This window comes from Acidobacteriota bacterium (genome assembly GCA_039028635.1).
Lineage (GTDB): Bacteria > Acidobacteriota > Thermoanaerobaculia > Multivoradales > JBCCEF01 > JBCCEF01.
Genome location: JBCCHV010000040.1, coordinates 37,385 through 61,405, shown reverse-complemented (window position 1 = coordinate 61,405; position 24,021 = coordinate 37,385). Strand labels below are relative to the sequence as shown.

The 24,021-nt window shown below is 68.3% G+C and carries 20 protein-coding genes; 9 read left to right on the top strand and 11 right to left on the bottom strand.

What is annotated here, in order from left to right; translation table 11 throughout:
* Positions 1-189: 189 nt before the first annotated feature.
* Positions 190-1,725 carry a benzoate-CoA ligase family protein gene (locus AAF604_16340; GenBank protein MEM7051240.1) on the bottom strand — a complete coding sequence of 512 codons (1,536 nt, stop codon included), beginning with the start codon at positions 1,723-1,725 and terminating at the stop codon, positions 190-192.
* Between the two features lie 143 nt (positions 1,726-1,868).
* Between AAF604_16340 and AAF604_16335 the strand changes: the two genes are divergently transcribed.
* Together AAF604_16335 and AAF604_16330 are read left to right on the top strand one after the other, a co-directional pair.
* Positions 1,869-3,041, top strand: a complete 1,173-nt coding sequence (locus tag AAF604_16335) for an aminotransferase class V-fold PLP-dependent enzyme (GenBank protein MEM7051239.1) — start codon at positions 1,869-1,871, stop codon at positions 3,039-3,041.
* Between the two features lie 427 nt (positions 3,042-3,468).
* Positions 3,469-4,389 (top strand): zinc metalloprotease, encoded by a 921-nt coding sequence (locus tag AAF604_16330; protein ID MEM7051238.1) that lies wholly within the window; start codon positions 3,469-3,471, stop codon positions 4,387-4,389.
* 100 nt (positions 4,390-4,489) lie between these two features.
* On the opposite strand, the gene AAF604_16325 is transcribed toward AAF604_16330, so the two are convergent.
* The 8 genes from AAF604_16325 to AAF604_16290 all read right to left on the bottom strand — a co-directional run bounded on the left by AAF604_16325 (position 4,490) and on the right by AAF604_16290 (position 14,194).
* Entirely contained in the window at positions 4,490-5,056 is a 567-nt protein-coding gene (locus AAF604_16325; protein ID MEM7051237.1) for a CoA pyrophosphatase, read from the bottom strand.
* Positions 5,049-6,854: a hypothetical protein gene (locus AAF604_16320; GenBank protein ID MEM7051236.1), complete on the bottom strand. Its 1,806-nt coding sequence runs from the start codon at positions 6,852-6,854 to the stop codon at positions 5,049-5,051. The genes AAF604_16325 and AAF604_16320 overlap by 8 nt, the downstream gene beginning before the upstream one ends.
* Positions 6,851-8,437 (bottom strand): glycosyltransferase family 4 protein, encoded by a 1,587-nt coding sequence (locus tag AAF604_16315; GenBank protein ID MEM7051235.1) that lies wholly within the window; start codon positions 8,435-8,437, stop codon positions 6,851-6,853. The genes AAF604_16320 and AAF604_16315 overlap by 4 nt, the downstream gene beginning before the upstream one ends.
* 24 nt (positions 8,438-8,461) lie before the next feature.
* Positions 8,462-9,575 (bottom strand): peptide chain release factor 2 gene (gene prfB, locus AAF604_16310; GenBank protein MEM7051234.1). Its coding sequence is split into 2 segments (ribosomal slippage): positions 8,462-9,505 and positions 9,507-9,575, totalling 1,113 coding nucleotides; the frame shifts between segments, so codons are not numbered across the junction.
* Complete coding sequence (gene lnt / locus AAF604_16305; protein MEM7051233.1) at positions 9,572-11,071, bottom strand: apolipoprotein N-acyltransferase; 1,500 nt, start codon at positions 11,069-11,071, stop codon at positions 9,572-9,574. The genes prfB and lnt overlap by 4 nt, the downstream gene beginning before the upstream one ends.
* Positions 11,072-11,128: 57 nt before the next feature.
* Positions 11,129-11,866, bottom strand: coding sequence for an SPOR domain-containing protein (locus tag AAF604_16300; protein MEM7051232.1), 738 nt, complete (start codon positions 11,864-11,866; stop codon positions 11,129-11,131).
* A 241-nt stretch (positions 11,867-12,107) separates the two neighbouring features.
* The gene (locus AAF604_16295; GenBank protein ID MEM7051231.1) at positions 12,108-12,866 is read right to left on the bottom strand and encodes a slipin family protein; all 759 of its coding nucleotides are present in this window, start codon (positions 12,864-12,866) and stop codon (positions 12,108-12,110) included.
* Positions 12,863-14,194 (bottom strand): nodulation protein NfeD, encoded by a 1,332-nt coding sequence (locus AAF604_16290; GenBank protein MEM7051230.1) that lies wholly within the window; start codon positions 14,192-14,194, stop codon positions 12,863-12,865. The genes AAF604_16295 and AAF604_16290 overlap by 4 nt, the downstream gene beginning before the upstream one ends.
* Positions 14,195-14,383: 189 nt before the next feature.
* Here AAF604_16290 and AAF604_16285 point away from each other — a divergent pair, with 189 nt between their 5' ends.
* Entirely contained in the window at positions 14,384-16,474 is a 2,091-nt protein-coding gene (locus AAF604_16285) for a M1 family metallopeptidase (protein ID MEM7051229.1), read from the top strand.
* A gap of 24 nt (positions 16,475-16,498) precedes the next feature.
* Entirely contained in the window at positions 16,499-17,785 is a 1,287-nt protein-coding gene (locus AAF604_16280) for a hypothetical protein (protein ID MEM7051228.1), read from the top strand.
* A 21-nt stretch (positions 17,786-17,806) separates the two neighbouring features.
* On the opposite strand, the gene AAF604_16275 is transcribed toward AAF604_16280, so the two are convergent.
* Positions 17,807-18,760, bottom strand: a complete 954-nt coding sequence (locus AAF604_16275; GenBank protein MEM7051227.1) for an NUDIX domain-containing protein — start codon at positions 18,758-18,760, stop codon at positions 17,807-17,809.
* Between the two features lie 155 nt (positions 18,761-18,915).
* Here AAF604_16275 and AAF604_16270 point away from each other — a divergent pair, with 155 nt between their 5' ends.
* The gene (locus AAF604_16270; GenBank protein MEM7051226.1) at positions 18,916-19,191 is read left to right on the top strand and encodes a hypothetical protein; all 276 of its coding nucleotides are present in this window, start codon (positions 18,916-18,918) and stop codon (positions 19,189-19,191) included.
* Entirely contained in the window at positions 19,188-19,607 is a 420-nt protein-coding gene (locus tag AAF604_16265; GenBank protein ID MEM7051225.1) for a hypothetical protein, read from the top strand. The genes AAF604_16270 and AAF604_16265 overlap by 4 nt, the downstream gene beginning before the upstream one ends.
* Here AAF604_16265 and lipB read toward each other — a convergent pair.
* Positions 19,508-20,281: a lipoyl(octanoyl) transferase LipB gene (gene lipB / locus AAF604_16260; GenBank protein MEM7051224.1), complete on the bottom strand. Its 774-nt coding sequence runs from the start codon at positions 20,279-20,281 to the stop codon at positions 19,508-19,510. The two genes, AAF604_16265 and lipB, sit on opposite strands and share 100 nt — an antisense overlap.
* 323 nt (positions 20,282-20,604) lie before the next feature.
* On the opposite strand from lipB, the gene AAF604_16255 reads away from it, so the two are divergent.
* From AAF604_16255 to AAF604_16245, 3 genes are read left to right on the top strand one after another with little or no spacing between them, the layout of a single operon-like run.
* The gene (locus AAF604_16255) at positions 20,605-21,210 is read left to right on the top strand and encodes a Pvc16 family protein (protein ID MEM7051223.1); all 606 of its coding nucleotides are present in this window, start codon (positions 20,605-20,607) and stop codon (positions 21,208-21,210) included.
* Complete coding sequence (locus tag AAF604_16250) at positions 21,207-22,091, top strand: hypothetical protein (GenBank protein MEM7051222.1); 885 nt, start codon at positions 21,207-21,209, stop codon at positions 22,089-22,091. Before AAF604_16255 ends, AAF604_16250 begins: the two co-directional genes overlap by 4 nt.
* Positions 22,092-22,121: 30 nt before the next feature.
* Positions 22,122-24,020, top strand: coding sequence for a phage tail sheath subtilisin-like domain-containing protein (locus tag AAF604_16245; GenBank protein ID MEM7051221.1), 1,899 nt, complete (start codon positions 22,122-22,124; stop codon positions 24,018-24,020).
* The last annotated feature ends 1 nt before the right edge of the window (position 24,021 follow it).

The window sequence follows — 24,021 nt, the reverse complement described above, 5'->3', positions numbered from 1 at the left end:
TTTCGCCGCCGCCTCGCCCCTCGGGCTCGGGAACTCTTGAGGACCAAAGATGCGCCGAGTCAAGACTTTTTCAGCAACCTGCTAGCTGTCTGTCTCAGGGGGGCGAGAGGCGCCCCCCTCAGGCCTGCGCGGCCCGGCGACGCACATGTCGTTCGCCTTCACCCCGCCCTTGGCGCCCGATCTCAGGCGTCACTGCGCTTGACTGAGGCTGCGCTTCAACGCCCCGCGGTCGATCTTGCCGAGGTGGGTGCGTGGGAAGTCTTCGACCAGCACCACTCGGCGGGGATGCTTGTAGGGCTCGAGGTGGGCCAGGACGTGGGCTTTGAGGTCGTCCTCGAGGCCCGGACGCGGTGACCGCACCCGCACCACCGCGCAGGGCTTGACCAGTCCGGCGGCGTTCTCGATCCCGACGACGGCGCACTCCTCGACCTGCGGGTGGCGCATCAGACAGCTCTCGACCTCCTGTGGCGCCAGCCACTTGCCGCCCACCTTGAGGCTGTCGTCGCCGCGGCCGCAGTAGGTGACATAGCCGTCGTCATCGCGGCACACCAGGTCGCCGCCGATGAACCAGTCGCCGCGGAAGGCCTGCTCGGTTTTCTCCGGGTTGCGCCAGTACTCGAGGGCACGGGAGGCGCCACGCACCCACAGACGCCCCACCTGGCCGGCCGGCACCTCGGCGCCGGCGTCATTGCAGACCTTGATCTCGAATCCCGGCACGCAGCGTCCGAGGGTTCCGGGGCGGACCGCTCCCGGCAGATTGGACAGAAAGACATGCCACATCTCGGCTGTCCCGAGACCATCGAGCAGCTCGACGCCGAAGGTGTCGCGCCAGCGCTCGTAGAGCGGCACCGGCAAGGCTTCCCCGGCGGAGGTGGCGAAGCGTAGGCAGGAGAGATCGCGCTCGCCGGCGCCGGGATCGCCCAGCATTTGACCGATCATGGTGGGAACGTTGATCAGGATGGACGGCCGAAAGCGGGCGATGAGATCGAACAGAATCGCCGCCGTTGGGTGCTCGGCGAAGAGCACCGTCGCCGCACCGACGGAGAAGGGAAAGAACAGGGCCGAGCCGGTGGCATAGCCGAAGTAGAGCTTGGGCACCGCCAAGGTGACGTCGTCGCGGCGATAGCCGAGGGCGCGTTGAGCATAGAGCTCGGTGGTGTTGGCGAAGGAACGATGGGGCTGCACGACGGCCTTCGGAAAGCCCGTCGTGCCGCCCGAGAAGAGCCACAGGGCGGGCTCGTCGGCGGCGACTGCCAGGGTGGTGCTCTCGGCCTCTGGCGGCCGCTCGCAGGGCCAGCCGGCAGCGCCGCCGAGGAGCAGTAGCTCGGGGTGATGGTCCGCCCCGTCAGCGGCTCGCCGGAAGGCCCCCTCGACCTCCGGATGGATCAAGGCCCAAGGCGCCGCGGTCTGATCGAAGAGAAAGCGCAGGGTCTCCTCCTGCAGCCGCGGATTGAGCATCACCACCACCGCGCCGACCTTCAGGATTGCGAACAGTGAAGCGACGTATTCGGCGCCGTCGGGCTGTGCGATCAACACCCGATCGCCGCGCCCGACGCCGCGCCGTCGCAGCTCCGCGGCGAGGGCCTCGGCGGCGGCGTGGACCTCGCGATAGGTCCAGTCGCCATCGACCAAATGTAGGGCGACCCGCTCGGCGTCCCCGTCCTGTAGACGGCGGTCTAGGAACAGGTGCGCGATATTGCCGGTCACTGGCTGCGCTTTGACCATGATTCTCCTGAATCTCCGTGGCCGGACCCGGCGCCGCCGAGCATTCTGGAATGGCGATCGGTCAACGGCGGGATAGGACCCATCGAAGGTGAAGCGATGCGCTGAATCTACCGCATCGAGCGCCCTGGTAGAGTCGATTCACCATGCTCAAGGGTCACTTTTCTCGCGCCTTCGCGGACTCCCCCGATCGCCTTCACTTCGCCGCTCACAGTCACCATCTGTGGCCCGACGTCACCTTCGATGCCCAGCAGCAACACTGGCTCGACGCCGCTCGGTTGGCGGACACCAAATGGCAGAAGGTGCTCGGCGATGTGCTACCGGAGGCGCAGCGCTGGATCGCCCGCCGCCTCGGCCTCTCGCGCCCCGAGGCGATTGCCGTGGGGCCCAGCGTCCACGACTTTCTGGTCCGCATCCTGTCCTGTTTTCGGCCCGGCCAGCGGCTCCGAATCCTCGCCACGGATGGTGAGTTCCACAGCTTCCAGCGCCAGGCGCTACGCCTCGAAGAGGCCGGTACGGCGGACGTCGAGCGGGTCGCCGTCGAGCCCTTCGAGAGCTTTCCCGAGCGCTTTTCGGCGGCCGCCGCGGCCGGCGGTCACGACCTCGTGTACTTCAGCCAGGTGTTCTTCAATTCCGGCTACGCGGTGCCGGACCTGGCTGCCCTGATCGCGGCCATCCCGAGCCATGAGACCTTCGTGGTGGTCGACGGCTACCACGGCTTCATGGCCCTGCCGACGGACCTCTCGGCCCTCGAGGAGCGCATCTTCTACACCGCCGGCGGCTACAAGTACGCGATGAGCGGCGAAGGCATCTGCTTTCTGCACTGCCCGCCGGGGTTTGGCCTGAGACCCCGCGACACCGGCTGGTTCGCCGCCTTCGGCGACCTCTCCCAGAGCCCCGAGGAAGCCACTCAGCGGGTCCCCTACAGCCCCGATGGCTATCGCTTCTTCGGCGCCACCTTCGACCATACCGGCCTCTATCGGCTGGTCGCAGTGCAGCGCTGGCTCGATCAGCAGGGGGTCGACGTGGCGGCGATTCACCGCCACGTCCAGGGTCTCCAGGCGCAATTCCTCGACCAGCTCCCGAGCCTTCGCCACCACGACCTCAGCCTCGCCAACCTCCTGCCAGGCCGGGAGATCGAGCCCCGGGGTCACTTCTTGACCTTCCGCACGCCGCAGGCTGGCGAGCTCCACGCTCTACTGACCGATGCCGGGATCGCCACCGACTACCGCGACGATCGCCTGCGCTTCGGCTTCGGCGTCTATCACCAACAGGACGACGTCTCCCGCCTCATGGCGGCCCTCCAGCAGCTCCCCTAGCAGGCTGCTGAACAAGTCGCGTCGCGACTTGCTCAGCGCCTGATGTTTATTTCAGGAGCGCCCGGCCAGAAGGGCTAGAGGCGCCCCCCTCGAGCGGCCCAGCGAACGCACCGGTCGTCCGCCTCGCGGCCGGTCATCCTGCAGATCGAGCAGTACTCGCCAATCCCATCGAATATTCAGGATAATCATAAAAACAGAATATTCTTCTTGACTTGCTCAAGGGAATCTGTACGATCGATCTCGATCCGGCTCGAGATGTCTCCCCAACTCGCGGCGGCCGCCCTTCGGTCGCGCCTCGCCGCCGGCTGGCGGAACACCCGCAGCCCGATCGCCCTGCATTTTTTTCTGTTGGTTTCGCAACTCGCGGGTCGGGCTCGCCGAATGGCGACCCCGACTTCAGGACTCACCACCATTCAGGAGGACGAAGATGAAGAAGACTGCCCTACTGACCTTGATCGGTCTCATGATCGCCGTCGGTGCCTTGGCCAGCGATGACTACAGCGCCAAGGCCGATCGCTTCATTCCGAAGCAGGACATCCACTTCCTGGGCGAGGACGGCAAGATCAACCGCGGCGTTCGCTGCGGCGTCGAGCACCCGCACCCGGACCACGTGGCCCAGCTCAAGGCCCAGGTGGACGACTGGATCGAGGCCAACGCCTTCTCGCCGCAGTCGGCCGCTTCCATCGACATCCCGGTCGCCTTCCACGTCGTCTACAAGCGCCGCCGGGGAGTCGAGACGGGCAACCTCACGCAGCAGATGATCGACGACCAGATCGCCGTCCTCAACGCGTCCTTCGCTGGCACCGGCTTCTCCTTCACCCTCGACCAGGTGACCCGGACGCGCAGCAACCGCTGGTTCGACCGCTGCCTGACCACCAACCAGGAGCGCCGCATGAAGCAGGCGCTGACGGTCAACACCGCCACCACCCTCAACATCTACACCTGCAACCCGGCCCAGGGCATTCTGGGATGGGCCTACTTCCCGGATTCCTACCCCGAGAGCAGCTTCTGGCACGGCGTCGTGCTGCTGCACTCCTCCCTGCCCGGCGGCTCCGCGGCCCCCTACAACCTCGGCGACACGGGAACCCACGAGGTCGGTCACTACCTCGGCCTGTTCCACACCTTCCAGGGCGGCTGCGCCGCACCCGGCGACTCGGTGTCCGACACCGCCGCCGAAGCCAGCCCAGCCTACGGCTGCCCGGTCGGCCGCGACACCTGCGCCGGGGGCGGGCCGGACCCGATCTTCAACTTCATGGACTACACCGACGACGCCTGCATGAACACCTTCACCGCCGGCCAGACGGCGCGCATGCACGCCATGGTCTCGACCTTCAAGCCGAGCCTGTAGAGAGCAAGAGAAGACCGGCAGCGGCAGACGCTGCCGGCCGTGGACAGGAGCGGTCCGCATCCGGCGGCCGCTCCTTTTTGCTGCCCAGAAGAAGGGCGGGCTAGCTCGGCTCTCCCTGGAGCCTCTCCATGAGGTCTTCGAGGATGTAGACCGCCAGGCCCCAGATGCGCCGCCCGCCGACGTGGTAGCTGCGCACCCGGCGCTGCACCCCTTCGACCTCGACGATTTCCTCCTCGACGAGCTGAGGGTTGTTGAGCACCGACAAGGGAACCCGGAAGACCTCGTCGACGTCGTCGCCCAAGGCTTTGGCCTCGAACTTCGCCGGCAAGGCGCCGATGCAGGGGGTCACCAGACCGCCGGAGACATCTTCGACGCCATCGAGCTCGCCCAGGCGTAGCACCGCCTTCTGAGGCAGGTCGATCTCGTCCTCGGCGCCGCGCAAGGCCGCCGTCCAGACGTCCTCTCCGGGCTCGACGTCGGAGCCGGGGAAAGCGGCGCTGCCCCAGCGATCCCCGAAGCGCCGGATCATCAGCACCCAGAGCTCCCCGGCGTCGACGCTCAGCCCCACCATCACGGAGCGGCGGGCGGTGCCCTCCACCAGCGGCTCCTTGCCGGGGGTCTCGAGGCGTTTGCGGACTTCGATGATCCAACTCGGGGCGTCACTCATGGGGCGTGTTCTCCGTCGACCAGCCGGCGGTGGAAATGGTGAACGGCATGGCCAGCGGCGGAGCCTCGGGGAGGCGCAGCCGCAGGCGATAGAGGTAGACGTCCTCCCAAGTCCACCACATCGGATGGACCGCTCGCGGGCGATCGAAAAGGACGGTGAAGGCGACGCCCCCGGTGCCCCTTAGCAGCCGGTCACCGAGCTCGCCACCTTCGACCTCGAGGACGCTCGGCGCCTGGCGACCAAAGCTCAAGACCAACGATTCGAGGGGCTGCGGGCTGCCGATCAGCAGCTCGCCCTGACGCGCGCCATCGAGCTCCAGGCGAGCCCCGCCATCGCGCGGTCGCGCCCCCGACTGCGGGAACTTGATCCACAACCCGCGGTGGTTGACGTCGCGGCCGCCGGGGATGTGGCTTTGCGAGGTCTCGTAGGGCAGGAAGCGTTGCGCCAGTGGCGCGACGTGGCCGTAGCGACCGTCGTCGCCGATCGGATAGTCCCGCGCCCCGAGCCAGAGGGGAAACAGGAAGAGTCCGGCCAACACCGCCATCAGCGGCGCCCAGGCGGCGCGCACGGGGCGCTCCGCCAGGAACCAAAAGGCTGGATAGAGGGGCAAGAAGTAGCGGTTGGCCAAAGTCCCGCCGCCACCGAAGAAGTTGAACGGCCGCAGCCAGAAGAGCACCGCCACCGCCAGGCCGACGGCGAGCAGCAGGCTCCAGCCGCGCACGCCGCCGCGAAAGGCGAAAAGGCCGACCAGCAAAGGCAGGAAATAGGGCAGCACGCCGACATTCCGCCCGACCAGGAAGTAGAGCGAGTTCCAGGCCGTCAGGGAGGCGTCGACGGGGCGCTCGAGGGCGCCCTCATGGAGCCAGGAAGTGTTGCCCCAGCGCTCGACGGACTGCGACCACTGGTCCGCCGGGAAGTCGACGCCGGGATAGCCGGTGCGATCGTAGAAGCCCTGGCGCTCGCCGCCATAGCCGGTCCAGGAACCGCCGGCGAGCCATTGGCCGCCGGAGGAAAGGCCGAGGGTGAGGACGACTCCGGCGAGCAGCGCCAGAGCTCCCACGCCGCGGCGGCGCCGCGGCAGGGCGACCAGGGCCGGCAGCAGAAAGGCCAGGTAGAAGGGCCGGAAGGCGGCGGCCACCGCCAGCAGGGCCCCGCCGAGCAGCCAACGGCCCGTCGAGAGCTCGTCTTCGCCGCGATAGAGCTCCTGCGCCCCACGCCGCGGCCGATCGAGGACCGCCAGACCGAGTGCGGTGGTGCACATCAGGAAGAGGTCGGCGTGAACCCAGAAGGTGTAGGCGAAGGTCACCGAAGCAAAGCAGAAGACCGCCACCCAGGCATCCGCCGAGGGGCCTAGCCGGCGCCGCAGGACGCGCGCCGAGACCAGGGCCGTGAGGGCGAGCAGCAGGGCGTTGGCGACCAGCGGACCCTGCACCGGCGCCAGGCGCACGAAGGGGGCGAGGTAGAGGGCGTACAAGAACGGTTTGCCAAAGGTGATGCGGGCCCCGCCATCGCGACTCTGCAGAATCAAGCCTTCGGGCTTGCGTCCCCAGTCGGCGACGAAGCGCTCGTAGTCGACGGCCTCGTAGCGCAGATCGAAATCGAAGGCCAGGCTCGCCGCCTGCATGGCATAGGTCGCTTCGTCGCCGACCAGCGCCGGCCACGAGCTGCGATCGATGGTCAGGGCACCCGCGATCAAGGCGAGCAGCAGCAGACGGAGCAGCCAGCGGCCGAGGCGACCGGACGGCTTGGCCGGTCCGAGGTCGCGCCGCAGGTGAACGCTCGCCGCCACCTCACTCACAGGTCGCGCTCCCAGGTCGGACCGCCGAGATCACCGAAGGAGGCGCCGCCGACGACCCGCGGCTCGATCACCAGGCGACAGCGGCCTGGAGGCCGTCGCACCGGCACCTCGAGCTCGACCTCCTCTCCGCGATCGAGGTCGCGCGGCAGCGGCAGCCAGGGGACGCCGGCCATCAGATCACCGCGCGCCGTTTCGAGGCGGACTTCGAGTGCCACGCCACCGGCCCCGCGGCGCGCCGCCAGCCAGCGGCAGGCGCCGCCGTTGCGCAGCCGCAGCCGCAGCCGGCGACGCTCGCCCTCGTGCCAGTCATGGCCGGTCCCGTCGACCTCCAGGGAGCCGGCCATCTCGCCCCAGGCGATCGAGGTCGGCACCGGCAGAGTGGCCCCCGCGGCTCCCAAGGGAGCTGCTTCGGCGAGCTCACGGCAGGCCTCGGCGATGGCGTCGGCAGCCTTCTCGGGGGCGTGCTCCCGGCGCACGTGATCGCGCGCCGCCCGCCCCATCGCCACGGTCCTCCCGGGATCCTCCAACAGCTCCACGAGGGCCGCCACCAGAGCCTCGTGCTCGCGCCCGCCGAGGGGCACCCGCGCCGCCACCGCCGCCGGCAGCTCGGCGAACTGGGCGTAGTCGGAGACCACCGCACCGCGCCCCATGGCGAGCACCCGCAGCAGCGAGGCGGAAGTCTCACCGGCGGTGGGATAGCGCAGGTTGATGCACAGATCGACCGCCGCGATGGCGGCCTGGAACTCGTCGAAGTCGACAAAGCCGGTGACGGTGACGCGTTCGGCGACGCCGAGGCGCTGGATCTCGGTCTCGTAGTCGAGCTCCGGCGACACCTCGCCGACGATCAAAAGGTGGACGTGACGCAGCTCCGGCGCCACTAGGGCGTGGAGCGCCGACAGGGTGCGCTTGATCGGCGTCTGGAAGCCGAAGGAGCCGAGCAACGGCGCCGAGCGCGGAATCCCCCAGCGGTCGCGGTAAGCGCGCCCCTCGGCGGCGTCGACGGCCGGCGGCAGGGGTACCCCCATGGGCACCGCCCGCACCGCCAGGTCGGGATCCTCCTCGCGCAACAGCTCGGCCGCCCAGCGACTGTGGACGAGCACCCCGCGCTGGCGCCGCAATAGCCCGCGATGCGCCGGCAGCGCGAAGATGCCGGCATCCGAATAGCCACCCCAGAAGCGCGGCTGACCGACCGCCCGGCCGATCCAACCGTGGTCTTCCTCGAGCGCCTCGAGGTAGGGCTCGAAGACTCCCGCCCCGAGGGTTTCACCGGCCAACAGATGGTGCAGCACGATGTCGTGCAGGGTGAGCACGCCGGGATACTCGAGGGCCAGCTTCCGCACTCCGGCGTGGTACGGGTTGTTCCCCATCTGGTAAAGGGGCACCCGATCGTCGCGGCCGAGGGCAGACGCCTCCACCGGCAGCCAGCGGCGCACCATCGCGTCGCTCACCGGCAGGTCCGGCAGGCGCACCACCCGCAGGTCGACCCGCTGCGCCAGATGGGGCAGCAGATCGGCGCTGTAGTCGGCGATACCCGAACGTACCGGCGGCAGCGGGGAGACGTAGTCGAGGGACGGTGAGCGCAAGGGAAGGGGCCTTCCCGAAGTAGGTCAGGAGGTCGAGCTCTCGCGCTCGGTCATCTGGAACTTGAGCCACGACTCGATGAAGGGGTCGATGGCGCCGTCGATGACGGCGTCGGCATCCCCCATCTCGAGGTTGGTGCGGTGGTCCTTGACCATCCGGTAGGGCGCCAGGACGTAGCTGCGGATCTGGCTCCCCCAGCCGATATCCGGCTTCTCGCCGGCCTTCTCCGCCCGCTCCGCCTCGCGCAGCTGCACCTCGCGGTCGTAGAGCCGCGCTCGCAGCACCTTCATGGCGGTGGCGCGGTTCTTGAGCTGACTGCGTTCGTTCTGGCACGACACCACGATGCCCGTCGGCAGATGGGTGATGCGCACCGCCGACTCGGTCTTGTTGACGTGCTGACCGCCGGCCCCGGAAGCGCGATAGGTATCGACCCGCAGATCCTTGTCGTTGACCTCGACCTCGACATCGTCGTCGACCTCCGGATAAAGGTCGACGGAAGCGAACGAGGTCTGACGCCGGCTCTGCTGATCGAAGGGACTGATCCGCACCAGCCGGTGGACGCCGTTCTCGCTGCGCAGAAGACCGTAGGCGTTCTCGCCGCGCACCGCCAGAGTGCAACTCTTGATACCCGCTTCCTCGGCATCCTGACGGTCGAGGAGATCGGCTCCGAAGCCCTTTTTCTCGGCCCAGCGCACATACATGCGCAGCAGCATCTCGGCCCAGTCGGCGGCGTCGACGCCGCCGGCTCCCGGGCGGATCTCGATCAGGGCGTTCTTGTCGTCGTCCTCGCCGGCGAGCTTGAGCTCGAGATCGAGGCGCTGGAGGTCGCCGTCGAGGCGCCGGAGAAAGGTCGAGAGCTCGTCATCGGCCTCGCCTTCGGCGACCAGCTCGCGCCAGGCGTCGAGCTCGTCACCGTCGTCCTGGAGGCGCTTCAGGGTTTCGAGACGGCGCTCCAGAGTGCGTCGTTTGCGCAATAGCGGAGCGCTGCGGGAAGGATCGTCCCAGAAACCGGGAGTCTCCATCTCGCGGTCGATTTCCGCCAGCTGATCGGCGAAGTCGGGGCCTTCAAAGATACCCCCGAATGTTGACCAACTGGCGCGCGAGTTGTTCGATCTTGTGCTGCACTTCGACGATCGTCATGGCTTCCTCCCAGGGCTGCCGAGCATAGCAAAGAGGGTCAGGCCCGAACACAGAATCGGGATCGCCCAGGGCGCGCGCGAAAACGGGCTGCGATCACTCCGGCCGACGACTCGGCTGCGCACCAGGCCGCGCTCGTCGATGCCCAGGGAGGCCACCACCGAGCCGTCCGGGGCGATCACCGCGGAGACCCCGGTGATGGCGGCGCGCAGCAGGTAGCGGCGGTTCTCGGCAGCGCGGAAACGAGCTGCCCGCAGATGCTGCCAGGGCGCCGAAGTATCGCCGTACCAGGCATCGTTGGTCACCGAGACCAGGATCGAGGCGCCGGCTGCGACGGTGGCGGCGACCTCCTGAGGAAACACCACCTCGAAGCAGATCGCCACTCCCAGTCGATCCTCGCCCCAGGCGAGCAGGCGGATCTCGTCGGCGGCGGCGAGGGCTCCGGCATTGCGCGCTAGGCCATCGATGAAGGCGAAGACGCCGGCGAAGGGGACGTACTCACCGAAGGGCACCAGGTGGCGCTTGTCGTAGCGCTCGACCGCGCCGTCGCTGGCCATCAGGTAGAGGGAGTTGTAATAGGTCTGGGAGACCGGGTGGAGGGAGTTGAAGACCACCGGGCAGCCGGCGGCGGCGAGCGCCTCGAGATCCGCCGCGAAGCCCGCATCTTGCGCGTAGACACGCGGCCAGCCGGCGCTCTCGGGCCACACCACTAGGGTGCCGGGCTGATCGCAAGCCTGGCGCGAGAGGGCGAGAAGCTCGCCATATTGCCGCTGGATCAATCCCCAATCGGGCTCGACCTGGTTGCCGATGTTGGGCTGCACCAGGGCCACCGGGCGACCGGCCTCGACGGCCGGCCCAGCAGCCAGCCGCGGCCCCAACAGAACGACTATCAAGACCAACCCCAGCGCCCCACCGGCGAAGGCCGGACGAGCCCGCCGCAGCGCCAAGGCGAGGGCAACGTTGACCGCCAAGATCAAGCAGGAGACGCCATAGGCACCGATCCAGGCGGCGATCGGAAGCGCTCCCGGCAGGTCGGTCCAGGCGTAGGCGGCCAGATTCCACGGGAAGCCACCACCGAGGTAGGTGCGCAGCCACTCGAGCACGACCCACAGGGCCGGCAGGGTGAACCCGGCGAAGGGCGAGCCCCACCAGCGGCGCGCGAGAAACGCGAAAACACCGTGGTAGAGGGCCAGATAGGAGGCCAGCAAGGCCAGCAGGGGCCAGGCGAGGGGCGGCGGGATCTCGCCGAAGGTGGTGAGGGTCGGCGCGATCCACGGCAGGGCCACCATCCAGGCGACGAAGCCGTGCAGCCAGCCGAGGAACCCGGCCCGGCGCCCCGGCAGTACGGCGAGCCACGGCACCAGTGCGACGATGGCGAGATAAGGCAGCGGCTGGCGCCCGAAGGTCCACCCCCAGAGCGCTCCGGAGAGCACCACCAGGGCGAGGCGAGGCCAGCCAGCGGCGAGGCGCGACGCGGGCCGTTCAGGGGCGGAAGACAAGGCGAGCCGAGGGGCAGAAAGTAGCGGGCCGCGCCGTGAGGCGAGGCGACGGCTCGTTTACTGGGTGATCCAGGTGTCGAGACGGAAATCGCGCCGCACCTGGTCGGCCACCTTGGCCGCAGCGTCGCGCGCCTCGAAGGGCCCGATCCGCACCCGGTACATCACCTGGCCATCGACCTCCACCGGCGACAGGAAGGCGTCCCGGCCGCCGCGAATCAAGCGATCCGCCACCTTTTGGGCCTGGGCCTGATCGGCGGACGAGAAGACCTGCACCATCAGGCCGCCGGGATTGACCGAGGGCTCCATCACGGTGCGCCCAGAAGAAGCCCGGGTCACCGGCGGCACGGCGCTGCGCGGTGGCGGCGAGGCCTTCGGAGGCGAGGCCTTCGGAGGCGCACTCTGGGCCGGTTCTTGCCGCGGCGGAGCCGAGACTTGGGGCTCGACCGGCCGCGGCGCGGGAGGCGTGACCTGGGCCGCCGCCGGCGCCCGACCTCGATCGGCGGCGAGATCTTGCTGCAAGGTCGTCCCGGCCTGCGGCTGGACGGCGCCAGCCTCGGCCTCGGCCTCGCGCTCGAAGAAGCTCAGACGATCGGGCGACTCCTGCGGCGCCGAGGCCTCGGCCACCGGCTCGGCGTCGGCGACCGTCGCCGCCACCATCGGGGCTTCGTCGCGTCCGACCCAGATGCCCGACAAGAAGGCCGCCACCAGACACGCCAGGAGGATGACGAAGGCCACCACCACCTGCCGGTTGGTGAGCGCGATCTCGTAGTAACTGGGCTCTTGAACTTGGCTCAAAGCGGACTCCTCCTCGACGCCGGATCCTAGCAGGCTGCTGAAAAAGCCTCGTGGCGGCTTATTCAGCGCCTGCTGTCTGTTTCAGGGGGGCTAAAGGCGCCCCCCTCAGGCGCACGCACAGGTCGTGCGCCTTCACCCCCGTCCTCGGCGGCTTTGCCGCCGCCTCGCCCCTCGGGCTCGGAAGCTCTTGAAGACCAAAGATGCTCCCAGTCAAGAGTTTTTCAGCAGCCTGCTAGCAGTCTCAGCCCTTCGAATCGCCGTAGGCGGAGAGGGCGCGCAGCATTTCGATCGGAATCGGGAACAGGATGGTCGAGTTCTGCTCCGACGAGATCTCGGACAGGGTCTGCAGATAGCGGAGCTGCAGCGTGGTCGGGTTCTGGCTGATCTTCTCCGCCGCCGCGGCGAGCTGCTCGGAGGCCTGCAGCTCACCCTCGGCGTGAATGATCTTGGCGCGCTTCTCGCGCTCGGCCTCGGCCTGTCGAGCCATCGCGCGCTGCATTTCCTGCGGCAGATCGACGTGCTTGACCTCCACCATCGAGACCTTGATTCCCCAGGGATCGGTCTGCGAGTCGATGATCTCCTGGAGCTGGTTGTTGAGCTTCTCGCGCTCCGCCAGCAGCTCGTCGAGATCCGCCTGGCCGAGCACCGAACGCAGTGTCGTCTGGGCAAGCTGGCTGGTGGCGAAGAGGTAGTTCTCGACCTCGTTGACGGCCCGGTTGGGATCGATCACCCGAAAGTAGACCACCGCGTTGACCTTCACCGAGACGTTGTCGCGGGTGATGATGTCCTGGGGCGGCACGTCGTGCACCATCACCCGTTGGGAGATGCGCACCAGGCGATCGAAGGGCCAGAAGATCAGCACCACGCCGGGCCCCTTGACGTCCGGCAGCAGGCGGCCGAGCCGGAAGACCACGGCGCGCTCGTACTCGTTGAGCACGTTGATCCAGCGCGAAGCGAGGATGAGAAGGAAAACCAGCGCCAGAATGATCGGAAAGATCATGAAGCCTCCGGAGATGAAGTCGATGAGAGAGGACGCACTCGCAACAGCATGCCTTCGACGGCGATCACCTCGACCGGCTGCCGATCGGCCACCGGCGTCTCGGCGGTGGCGTTCCAGATCTCGCCCTGAACGAACACCTTGCCGTCCGGGTCGAGAGCGCTGGTGACTTTACCGCGCGCTCCCACCAAACCGTCGCGACCGGTCGAGGCGGGGCGACGGTGGGCGCGCAGCACCAGCACCATCAGACTGCCCACCACCAGCAGCGCGGTGGCGGCGATCGAGATCAGCGCCGAGTTGCTCACCCGAATCGCCGGCCCGGCATCTTTGAACAGCACCAGAGCTCCCAACACCAGCGACACTACGCCGGCGAGGGTCAACAGCCCGAAGCTCGCCACCTTGACCTCGGCCACGAACAGCGCCACGGCCAACAGGATGAGGGCGATACCGGCGGCGTTGAAGGGCAGGATGGAGAGCCCCAGGAAGGCCAGGATGAGGCAGAGGGCGCCGACGATTCCCGGCAGATAAGACCCCGGGTTCATGAACTCGAAGTAGATGCCGAGGAATCCCAGGCTCATCAGAATCGCCGCCAGGCTGGGATTGGCGAGCACCGACAGGATCTGGCGCAGCGCCGGCATCTCGAGCCGGCGCACCGGCGCGTCGGCGGTCTCGAGGCGCCAGCGCTGACCACCCTTCTCGATCACTCGGCCGTCGATCTCGTCGAGCAGTTGGGGCAGGCTGTCGACGATCAGGTCGATGAGCTCCAGGTCGAGGGCTTCGTCGGCGGAATAGGAGGTGCTCTCGAGCACGCCCGCCTCGGCGGCCTCGACATTGCGGCCCTGGCGCTCCGCCAGGGACCGGATGGTGGCGGCCGAATCCTGCTCGACCTTCTCCCCCATCGTGCCCTCGATGTCCTTGCCATCGCCGCCCACCGGGTGGGCCGCTCCGGTGTTGGTGCCCGGCGCCATCGCCGCGACGTCGGCCGCCATCAGAAGGAAGAAGCCGGCCGAGGCGGCTTGGCTGCCGCTCGGCGAGACGTACACCGCCACCGGCGTCTCGGCGGCCAGCATGGCGGTGAACATCTCGCGCGTCGACGGCAGCAGGCCGCCCGGCGTCGACAGCTCGACGACCAGCAGCTGAGCCTCCGAGGCGTCGGCCTCGGCCATCGAGTCGACGATGAACTCGGCGACCACCGGATGAATGATCGAATCGATCCGCAGGTGCAAGACCTCTCCGGTCCGCACCTCGGCCGGCGGCTTCTCCTCCTCGGCCTGCGCCAGCGCCGGGGCCAAGCCGGCAGCGAGCAGAGCGAGGAACAGGAGTCCGATCACCCACCGTGCCAGGGGGTAACCGGAGGGCGAAACAACGGGGCGTTGGGAGCGTAGGTTAAGTGACATTGATTCTTGAGGTTCCGAGGCCGGCCGTGGAGGCCCGTGATGGTCGTCAAGAAGTATAATCGGCCTACTGCCCTTGTCTATTTCCGGCTTCTTCACTCTGGCTCCTTCGCTCTGGAGGCTCGCGTGTACGTCAAGACGTTCATAAAGCCCGCCCTGCTCATCCTCCTGGCCCTCGCTTTCGCCTCGACGGCGGCGGCGACCGCGCTACCCGCTCCGGCCTACAGCATCCAAATCGCAGCGGAGCTCGACCCGGAGACCCGCGAGCTCACCGGCAAGCAGTTCCTGCGCTGGACCAATCGGGCCACCGTCGCCATCCCGGACCTCCAGTTCCATCTTTACCTCAACGCCTTCGCCAACAACCGCTCGACCTTCATGATCGAGTCCGGCGGACGTCATCGCAGCAGCGAGTTCGACGATGAAGAATGGGGCTTCTGCGAGATCTTACAGATCACCGCCGACGGTATCGACCTCTCCGCCGACGCCGAGTTCCTGCAGCCCGACGACGGCAACCGGGAGGACCGCACGGTGGTGCGCTACCCGCTGCCGCAGCCCCTCGAGCCAGGCGCCGAGGTGGTCCTGGAAATCGACTTCCTGAGCCGCTTCCCGGACATTTTCGCGCGCACCGGGATGCACGGCGACTACATCCTCGGCGGCCAGTGGTTCCCCAAGATCGCCGTCTTCGAGGACACCGGCGACCGCGGCCGCCGGACCCCCGGCTGGAACGCCCATCAGTTCCACCTGTCGAGCGAGTTCTACGCCGACTTCGGCGATTACGACGTCAGCCTCACCTTCCCGGAGCGCTACCAGGGGAAGATCGGAGCCACCGGCCGGCGGCAGAGCGAGGAAGTCGCCGACGGCAAGGTCACCCAACGCTACCTGCAGCGCGGCGTCCACGACTTCGCCTTCACCGCCGATCCCCTCTACGAGGTGATCACCGACACCTTCGATCCACAGCGCGACGTACCGGCCGAGCTGCGCCGCCATTGGCAGGAGCTGCTCGCCTTGACGGACGACGAGGCAACGCTCACGCCGGTCGACATCGAGCTCTTCATCCACCCCGAGAACCTGCCCCAGGCGGAGCGCTACCTGAGCTCCGCCAAGGCCGCCATCCGCGGCTATGGCCTGCGCCTCGGCACCTACCCCTACGACACCCTGACGCTGGTCGATCCGGCGGCCGGCGCCGGCGGCTCCGGCGGCATGGAGTACCCCACCTTCATCACCCTCGGCACCCACCCGATCCTCGATCTGCCGCCCTTCGACGAAGTGCGGGCCCCAGAGATCGTGACGGTGCACGAGTTCGGCCATCAGTACTTCCAGGGCATGATCGCCAACAACGAATTCGAAGAGGCCTGGATCGACGAGGGCATCAACTCCTACTACGAGATGGAGGTGATGGAGGACGAGTACGACTCCGCCATCCGAGTTCCGGGGGTGATGACCATCTCGCCCTTCGAATCGAACCATGCCTCGGTCGCCGGCGGCCGCTACAGCGACGTGATCGCGGCCCCCGCCTGGCGCTACATGAGCCGCGGCCGCTACGGCCGCAACAGCTATCCCAAGCCGGCCGTCACCTTGCGACACATGGAGGGTGTCCTGGGCGACCAGACCTTCCACCGCGCCATGCGCGCCTTCTTCCAGGAGTTCCAGTTCAAGCATCCGACGACGGCCGACTTCGAGCGCACCCTCGAACGCGAGACCGGCCGTGATCTCTCGGGCTTTTTCGCCCAGGCGCTGCACTCGACCCGCGGCTTGGACTACGGCGTCCGCAGTCTGGACACCAAGCGGGTCAAGGACGAGCGCGGCTTCTTCTGGCGTGACGGCGAACGCGTCGAGCTCGGTGGCGATGAGACCGAGAGCGAGGCCGTCGAGGAAGACGGCGAAGCGGACGGCGAGGATGAGACCTGGCGTTCGACGGCGGTGATCTTCCGCTACGGCGAGTTCACCCATCCGGTGACGGTGGAGTTCCGCTTCGACGACGGCCAGGTGGTCCGGCGGACCTGGGAAGGCGAGAACCGTTGGGTGCGCTGGACCTTCGAAGGTCCGATGCGTCTCGACAGCGTCGAGGTCGATCCCGATCAGGTCCTCGCCCTCGACGCCAACCGAATCAACAACGGTCGCAGCCGCCAGAGCGACGGCACCGCCAAGATGTCCTTCTTCAGCAGCATGATCTTCTGGTTGCAGAGCCTGTTCCAGGCCGTGACCTTGCTGGCCTGATCGCGAATCCGGGAGAGCCAAGAGATGAAATTCCTCACTGCCCTGCGCCATGGCCTGCGTCGAACCCATCAGCACCTCGGCCTGGTGCTGATCGCCTGGTTGGCGTCCCTGCTGCCGACCGTCTTGATCACCAGCATCTTCCTGCCCAACCTCGCCGAAAACCTCGACCACAGCCTGTTCGCCCAAAGCCAGATCGCCGGCAACGGCTTCGGCGTCTGGACCGACCTGGCGGCCTCCCGCACCAACGATCTCGCGCCGCTGCAGGACAGTGCTCCCCTGCGCGCCGTCATCGTGCTGCTGATCCAGATCCTGGTCTCCGCCGGCATCGTGCAGACCCTGCTCGGCACCTCGCGCCGCGACCAGCACCCCTTCCTCCAAGGCATCGGCAGGAACGGCTGGCGCTTCCTGCGCAGCGCGCTTTGGTTCCTGCTCGCCGTGGCGGTCCTCGCCGCCCTCCTCGCCGGCGCCATGGGCTGGGTCACGGACCTCGGTGCCGAGCAGCGCAACGGTGGCCTGCAGCTCAACGGCTGGCTGATCGTCGCCCTGCTCGGTTTCCTCGCCTTCGCCCCCCTCGACCTGGCCTACGATCTGAGCCGCGTCTCGGCCGCCGCCCATGGCGATGGCCGAACCTTCGTAGGCTTCTTTCGCGCCCTCGGCCACGTCCTCAAACGGCCCCTGATCCTGCTGCCCCTCTACTTCTTATTCATGCTCCTGGGAGCAGCCTTCGCCATCGGCGCCTTCGCCCTGCGCGCTGGCTGGGTGGCGAGCAGCGTCGGCGCCGTCTTCGGTCTTCTCGCCCTGCAGCAGGGATTCATGCTGCTGCGCTCTTACCTGCGGGTGGGCCTCTGGGGATCGGAGATCGCCTACTACCAGGCCATCGGCGAGCCTCGCTGGTGTGGCCGCAAAGAGACCCGGAAGGCGCCGGCGCCAACGGCCGCAACGAAGGCGGCCGCAACCCATCCCGAAGCCCGTCGCGCGCCCGCCAAGGCGGCACAGCCGGCGACGGTTCCGATCGTGCCAACGGCGGCCGCTGCCACCGCCGGAGCCAGCGCGGCGCCGGCCCCGGAGACGGGCCGCACCGCGGAGGACGCGAGCCGGGCCACCCCGGACAGCGAACCGGCTCCCCTGACGGTCGGCGACCCGCCCGACGATGAGGCCGCCTACCAGGAGACCACCATGCGTCTGCTGCCGGTCGACATCACCAAGATTCAGGAACCGGAAGCGCCCGGCGAGACCCTCCTCCAGACGGAGAGCCCGACCCTCGCCCTCGACGCCCGCGAGATCGCCGCCCACCTCGAGGAGGAGGAGTAAGGGGCCGCAGCCGCCGGCCCCTCAGCGCGGCGCGCCGGGCAGTCCCACGCCGGGCGCCGGCCGTTCACGGAGCACCTCGCGGCGGAAGGTGAAGAGCTCCGCCGGGCGGCCACCGGTTTGGGGATCGACCATTCCGGTGCCCTCCACCAAGCCGCCCTTCTCCACCAGCCGGCGGAAGTTCTGCTTGTGCAGACGGACGCCAGAGAGGGCCTCGACGACGCGCTGCAGGCGGAGCAGCGTGAAGGTTCCGGGCAGTAGCTCGAAAACCACCGGCCGGTACTTCAGCTTGCCCCGCAGGCGGCCCAGGGCGGTGGCGAGAATGCGCCGATGGTCGAGGGCCATGGCGCGGCCGAGGGTGCAAGAGTCATCGCCGCCGGGGCCGTGATCGCGGTGTGACTCGGCGACGGCGCCGCTCTCGTAGAGCAACTCGTAGCGCTCGAGCACGCGATCGCCGTTCCAGGCGACGCCGCCGAGGCCAAAGGTGATGTCGGCCCGCTCGCGGCGCTCGTCGCGGGCCGCGCCGGCAACCTGGCGCACCCAGCCTTCGAGGGTCGGCTCGACCCAGCGCTCGAGCACCGCCGGACGGCCGCGGCGCCAATCCTCCCAGGGCAAATAGGCGTAGATGTCGCGCCAGCCGGCCTCCCGCTCTCCGGACGGGGCCGCCTGATGAACCAGGGCGAGATAGGCGACGGAAAGGGCCCGGAGGCCCTCCTCGCGCACCAGCGGATCGCGATCCCGGTCGCCGAAGGTGTAGAGCTGTTCGACATAGCCCAGGGAGAGGCCGGTCTGCTCGCGGACCCGGCGCCGCAGGGACAGCTCGAGGGTGCGGTCCCGCAGCGGATCGAGCAACCCTACGGGCAGCGTCTCCTCACCGCTCGACGATGCCGGCGGACGGACCACCAGAACCCGCGGCACCTCGTCCGTCACCGCGAAGATCACGGCATTGAGGCCGATATCGAAGGAGGCGGCGCTCACCGGGGGGACTTCCGGCGACGACAGACGACGGAGGACGAGAGGACGATCATCGAGGCCTCGATTCTAGCCCGCCCTGCTCACCGGCTCTCGCAGCCGAAGGTCGTCGGAATTGGACGGACTCTTGAATTACCAATGTACCTTGGTACAATACACACATGGCAAAATCGAGTTCCCCTTCCGACCTGCCCCCGATCGAGCGAGTTCAGACCGGCGTCCGCATGGAGAAGCGCCTGGTGAAGGTCCTCAAGGGCCTCGCCGAAGCCCTCGACATGACCCTCGGAGACCTCCTCGAAGGCATCGTCCTGCACGCCTTCGACGACAAGACACCGTTCGGTGAGCCCACCCTCGAGAAGATCCGCCAGCTCAAGTCCGTCTATGGCCTCGAGCTCGACTCGAGCGCCAGCCACCGTTTGCGGGAGAAAGAGCGATGAACGACGAGCAGCTCCTCGCGGCCTTCGAAGCGGGCGAGCTCGACGCCGAGTCCTTCGATCACCAGGCCCACCTGCGCATCGCCTGGCTCCTGCTGCGGCGCTGGCCCCTGGCCAAGGCCCTCGATCGCCTGGGCGATGGCCTCCGCCGTCTCACCGCATCGGTCGGCATGCCGGAGGCGTACCACGAGACGGTCACCTGGGCCTACGCCTTCCTGATTCGGGAGCGCATGGATCGCGGCGCGCACGCCACCTTCGAAGAGTTTCGCGACGCCTACCCGGAGCTGATGCGCCGCAGCCCGTCATTGCTGCGCGACTACTACTCGGAAACGACCTTGGACTCGGAGGCGGCGCGCCGCACCTTCCGATTGCCGGACCGAGCGGCGGAAACCCTTGCCGGTGCCCCGTCCGGGCGATAGACCAGGCGGCGACCAAAGCGTGCCGCCAGGTGCCGGGCGCAGACCTCCGCAATCTCCGGCAGAGGCACGACTCGGTCGGTGAGCTCGGCGATCGAGGTCATCTTCACCGCCGGCAGGCCGCAGGCCACAATGCCGGTGAAGAAAGACAGATCCGGTGCCACGTTGAGGGCGAAGCCGTGGGTGGTCACCCAGCGTGAGACATGGACGCCGATCGAAGCGATCTTGCCGCCTCCCGCCCACACGCCGATGAAGTCCTGCCCCTCGCGCACCTCGGCCGCCACGCCGTAGTCGGCGAGCAGCCGAATCAGGACCTGCTGGAGATCCTTGACATAGGCGCGAATGTCGCGCCGGTCCGGGCTCAGGTTGATGATCGGGTAGCCGACGAGCTGCCCCGGACCATGGTAGGTGACCTGGCCGCCACGATCGCTTTCGTGGACCTCGACCCCACAGGCCTCGAGGGCCTCCGGGGTCAGCAACACGTCCTCGACAGTGGCATTGCGGCCGAGGGTGTAGACATGGGTGTGCTCGAGCAGCAACAGGTGCTCCTCGCCGCTGCCGTCCTTGACCCCCTGCCGCAGCCTCGCCTGCAGCGCCAGCCCCTCGCCGTAGGACAGCGATCCCCAGAAGCCGCTGATCAGCTCGCGCTCGCTCATCGGACCATTGTAGCGACGCACCCGGTGGCCTCCCCGGCACCGCGCCCAAAGGCCTGCCACCTCACCGGGTAGGACAATTTAACCCCACCCCGTAAATCGAACAGCGCCAGTTATTTAGCGATCCAATCGCCGCAGAGGTGAGACAAGAACCCCACGGTCGCGGGGGCTGCTGGCCAGCAACAACAGGCCTTTTCGGCTGGCACGGCGGTTGCTCTTTCAGGGCTACCGAACATGCCCAGCAGAGCTTGCAGAACGATGCCCGACGACCTCTTCGGTTTCCACTCCAGCCGTTCCCAGACCCCGAGCACCACTCGCTCGAGACCTGCCTCCGGAGATCCCTCCTGATGGCCGGTTTCCGCGCCGTCGGGGCCGTCGCCGAGGCCGTCCTCCATGTGCTGCGCAGCAACTATCGGCCCGCCGACTTCGACCAGGAGCTCGAGTTCAAGGTCTTCACGGCCCGCGACTTCAGCCGCCCCTTGAGCGCCGGCGTGTCGCTCTTCCTCTACCGCATCATGCCCAACGGCGTGCACCGCATCCCGGCCGGGCGCCGCCAGGCCGACGGACGCCGCGCCGAGAGCCTGCTCCCCCTCGACCTCCACCTGCTGCTCACCGTGTGGGGCCAAGAAGCCTCCCTCCAGCACGCCCTGGCGGGTTGGATGATGCGCCTCCTCGAAGACCACCCGATCTTTCCGGCGACGCTGCTCAACGCCGTCACGCCGGGAACCTTCCGCGCCGAGGAATCGATCGAGGTCAGCCTCGCCGAGCTCAGCAACGAAGATCTCCTGCGGCTGTGGGACACGCTGGTACAGAACGTCTACCAGCTCTCGATTCCCTACGTCGCCCGCATTCTGCACCTCGAATCGACCCGCCAGCTCGATACCGGTCTCGGCCAGGTGCAGGAACGGGGGCTCGACACCGCCACCCTGGTCGACCCCGGAAACACGCCATGACGCTGCTCGAGGACGGCCGCGCCTACCGCCTGCTGGAGAGCCTCGAGGTCTTCTGTCCGCTCGGCCTCCGCTTCTGGGATACGGCCCTCGACCGCCCGGTGAGCGATGGTCTGCGGGTGAGCGCTCGGCCGGCCCAGCGGAACGGTCGCCGGGTGGCCGCCTTCCGCACCGGCTCCGGCCTCTACGCTTTCCAGAATCTTCCCGGAATGCGCCCCATCGAGCGCCCGGGAATCGCCGATCCGATCGCTTCCCCGCCCCCCACCCGGCCTTTCATCGTCGAGGTCGTCGACCCGCGGCGACGCTTCCTGCCGGCGGCCCTGGTGGTCGATCTGCCGCTGCCCTACCGCGGCATCTTCCTGGCCGGCGATCCGGCCTCCGGCCTGCCCGGCTTTCTGCTCTTCTCGGCCCCCTCCCGGCGCCGCGACCCGCGCCTCGCCGTCGTGCGGGGAGAGCTCTACGACACCGTTCAAGACCGTCCCGCGGCGTGGGCCCGGATCGACGTCGAGGTGCCCGGCGGCCTGACCCACACCACCGTCGCCGATCAGGATGGGCGCTTCGCGGCGCTGTTTCCCTACCCCGAGCTCGAGACGACGCTACCGCCACTCTCCGGCTCCCCCGGCGGCGACGCCCCCCTCTTCGACCGCACCTGGCCGCTCCAGGTGCGCATCCAGGCCGACGCCACGCCCTTCGATCCGCTGCCCGGCGGGTCCCTTCCGGACCTCGCCCGCGTGCTGCTGCAGAGCCCCGCCGAGATCGACCTCGATCTCGGCGGCACCACCGCCGATGTCTGGCTCGACGAGCTGTCCTTCGACGGCGAGGTCGTCTTGCGAACGGCCGGCGATTCGAGACTTTTGATCCGCCCGGGAGGGTCCTCTCCCTGACCGGCCCAAGCAAACCATGGAGGAAGAGTCATGCCCGAGTATCTCGCTCCCGGAGTCTTCGTCGAAGAGGTCAGCTTTCGACAGAAGACCATCGAAGGGGTCAGCACCAGCACCGCCGGCTTCGTCGGCCCGGCCCGCTTCGGACCGATCCTCGGTGAGCCCGAGCTGCTCACCAGCTTCTCCGACTTCGAGCGCATCTACGGCGGCCTCGACCAGTTGCTCTACACCGGTCAGGAGCCGAGCGACAACTACCTTGCCCACGCCGTGCGGGCGTTCTTCGAGGAGGGCGGTCGCCGCCTCTACGTGTCGCGGGTCTACGATCCCCCGGAGGGCGTCGACGGCATCGCCCGCTGGCAGGCCCCGGGCTCACCCGGCGGCGACTTCGGCTTCCGCGCCCGCTACCCGGGCGAGGGCGGCAACTTCACCGTCACCTGCCAGTTCCGCCTCGCCGAGAACAGCCTCGGTGCCGAGCTGATCGACCCCTCGGATCCGGCGGGCGACCGCCGGCCGGTGCTGCGCGGCGTCCAGAACTTCGACACCGTCTGGGTGGAGAGCGGCTCGCCGGCCACCAGTGGCGTGTTCTGGGCCGAGCGCTTCTTCGACGATGCCGCCGGCCGCAACACCTTCCGGTTGCGCAATGACAATCCGCAAACCGGCGTCGCCCCGGTCGGGGCCCTCGAGCTCGACGAGGTGTCCTCGGTGCGGGTCCTGACGGTCGGCGTGATCGTCACTCCCAACGGCCGCTTCGAGCAGGAGCAGGCCTGGGAGGGGCTCACCTTCCACCCTCAGCATCGCGACGCCCTCGGCCAGGTCTTCGGCGCACCGGCGCGCAGCCGCGCCGCCGAGCTCACCGTACCGCTGGTCTTCGAAACCAACCTGGTCAACGGCGCCGCCATCGCCGAAGCGATGCTCGAGCAGCCCAACTTCCTCGCCGGCGATCCGGTGGAGGACGCCGTCGACGACGTCGCCGCCCAGGAGGCCGCCCGCGGCTTCCGAGTGCAGCTCACCGGCGGCAGCGACGGCAGCCGACCCCTCTCCGGTCTCTACGCCGGCGACGAGGACGCCGACGGCAACAAGAATGGTCTTCTCGCTTTCGAGGATCTCGAGGACATCTCGATCATCGCCGCCCCCGGCACCTCCGCCGGCATGGAGACGGACGCCGCCTACCGGCCCCACGGCCGCGCCATCACCAACCTGCTGATCTCCCACTGTGAGCGCATGCGCTACCGGGTGGCGGTGCTCGACTCGGCCGATGGCCAGGTGCTCTCCCAGGTCCGCGCTCAGCGCAGCGAGATCGACACCACCCGCGCCGCCCTCTACTACCCCTGGGTACGGGTCGTCGACCCGATCACGGAGGAGGAGATCCAGCTGCCGCCGTCGGGCTTCATGGCCGGCATCTACGCCCGCAACGATATCCAGTTCGGAGTCCACAAGTCGCCCGCCAACGAGGTCGTTCGCCTCGCCACCGGCTTCGAGGTGCCGGTCAACCGCGCTCAGCAGGAGGCCCTCAACCCGGAGGGCGTCAACTGCCTGCGCTTCTTCGAGGGCCGCGGCTACCGGGTGTGGGGGGCGCGCACCGCGACCTCCGATCCGGAGTGGAAGTACCTCAACGTGCGGCGCTACTTCGCCTTCCTCGAGCGCTCGATCGAGAAGGGCACCCAGTGGGCCGTGTTCGAGAACAACGGCGAAGTGCTGTGGGCCAACCTGCGACAGACGGTGGAGGACTTCCTGTTCAACGAATGGAGCTCCAACCACCTCCTCGGCAGCAAGCCGGAAGAGGCCTACTTCGTGCGCTGTGATCGCACCACCATGACCCAGAACGACCTCGACAACGGACGCCTGATCTGCCTGATCGGGGTGGCGCCGCTACGGCCTGCCGAGTTCGTCATCTTCCGCATCGGCCAGAAGACCGCCGATAGCCAAGGCTAGA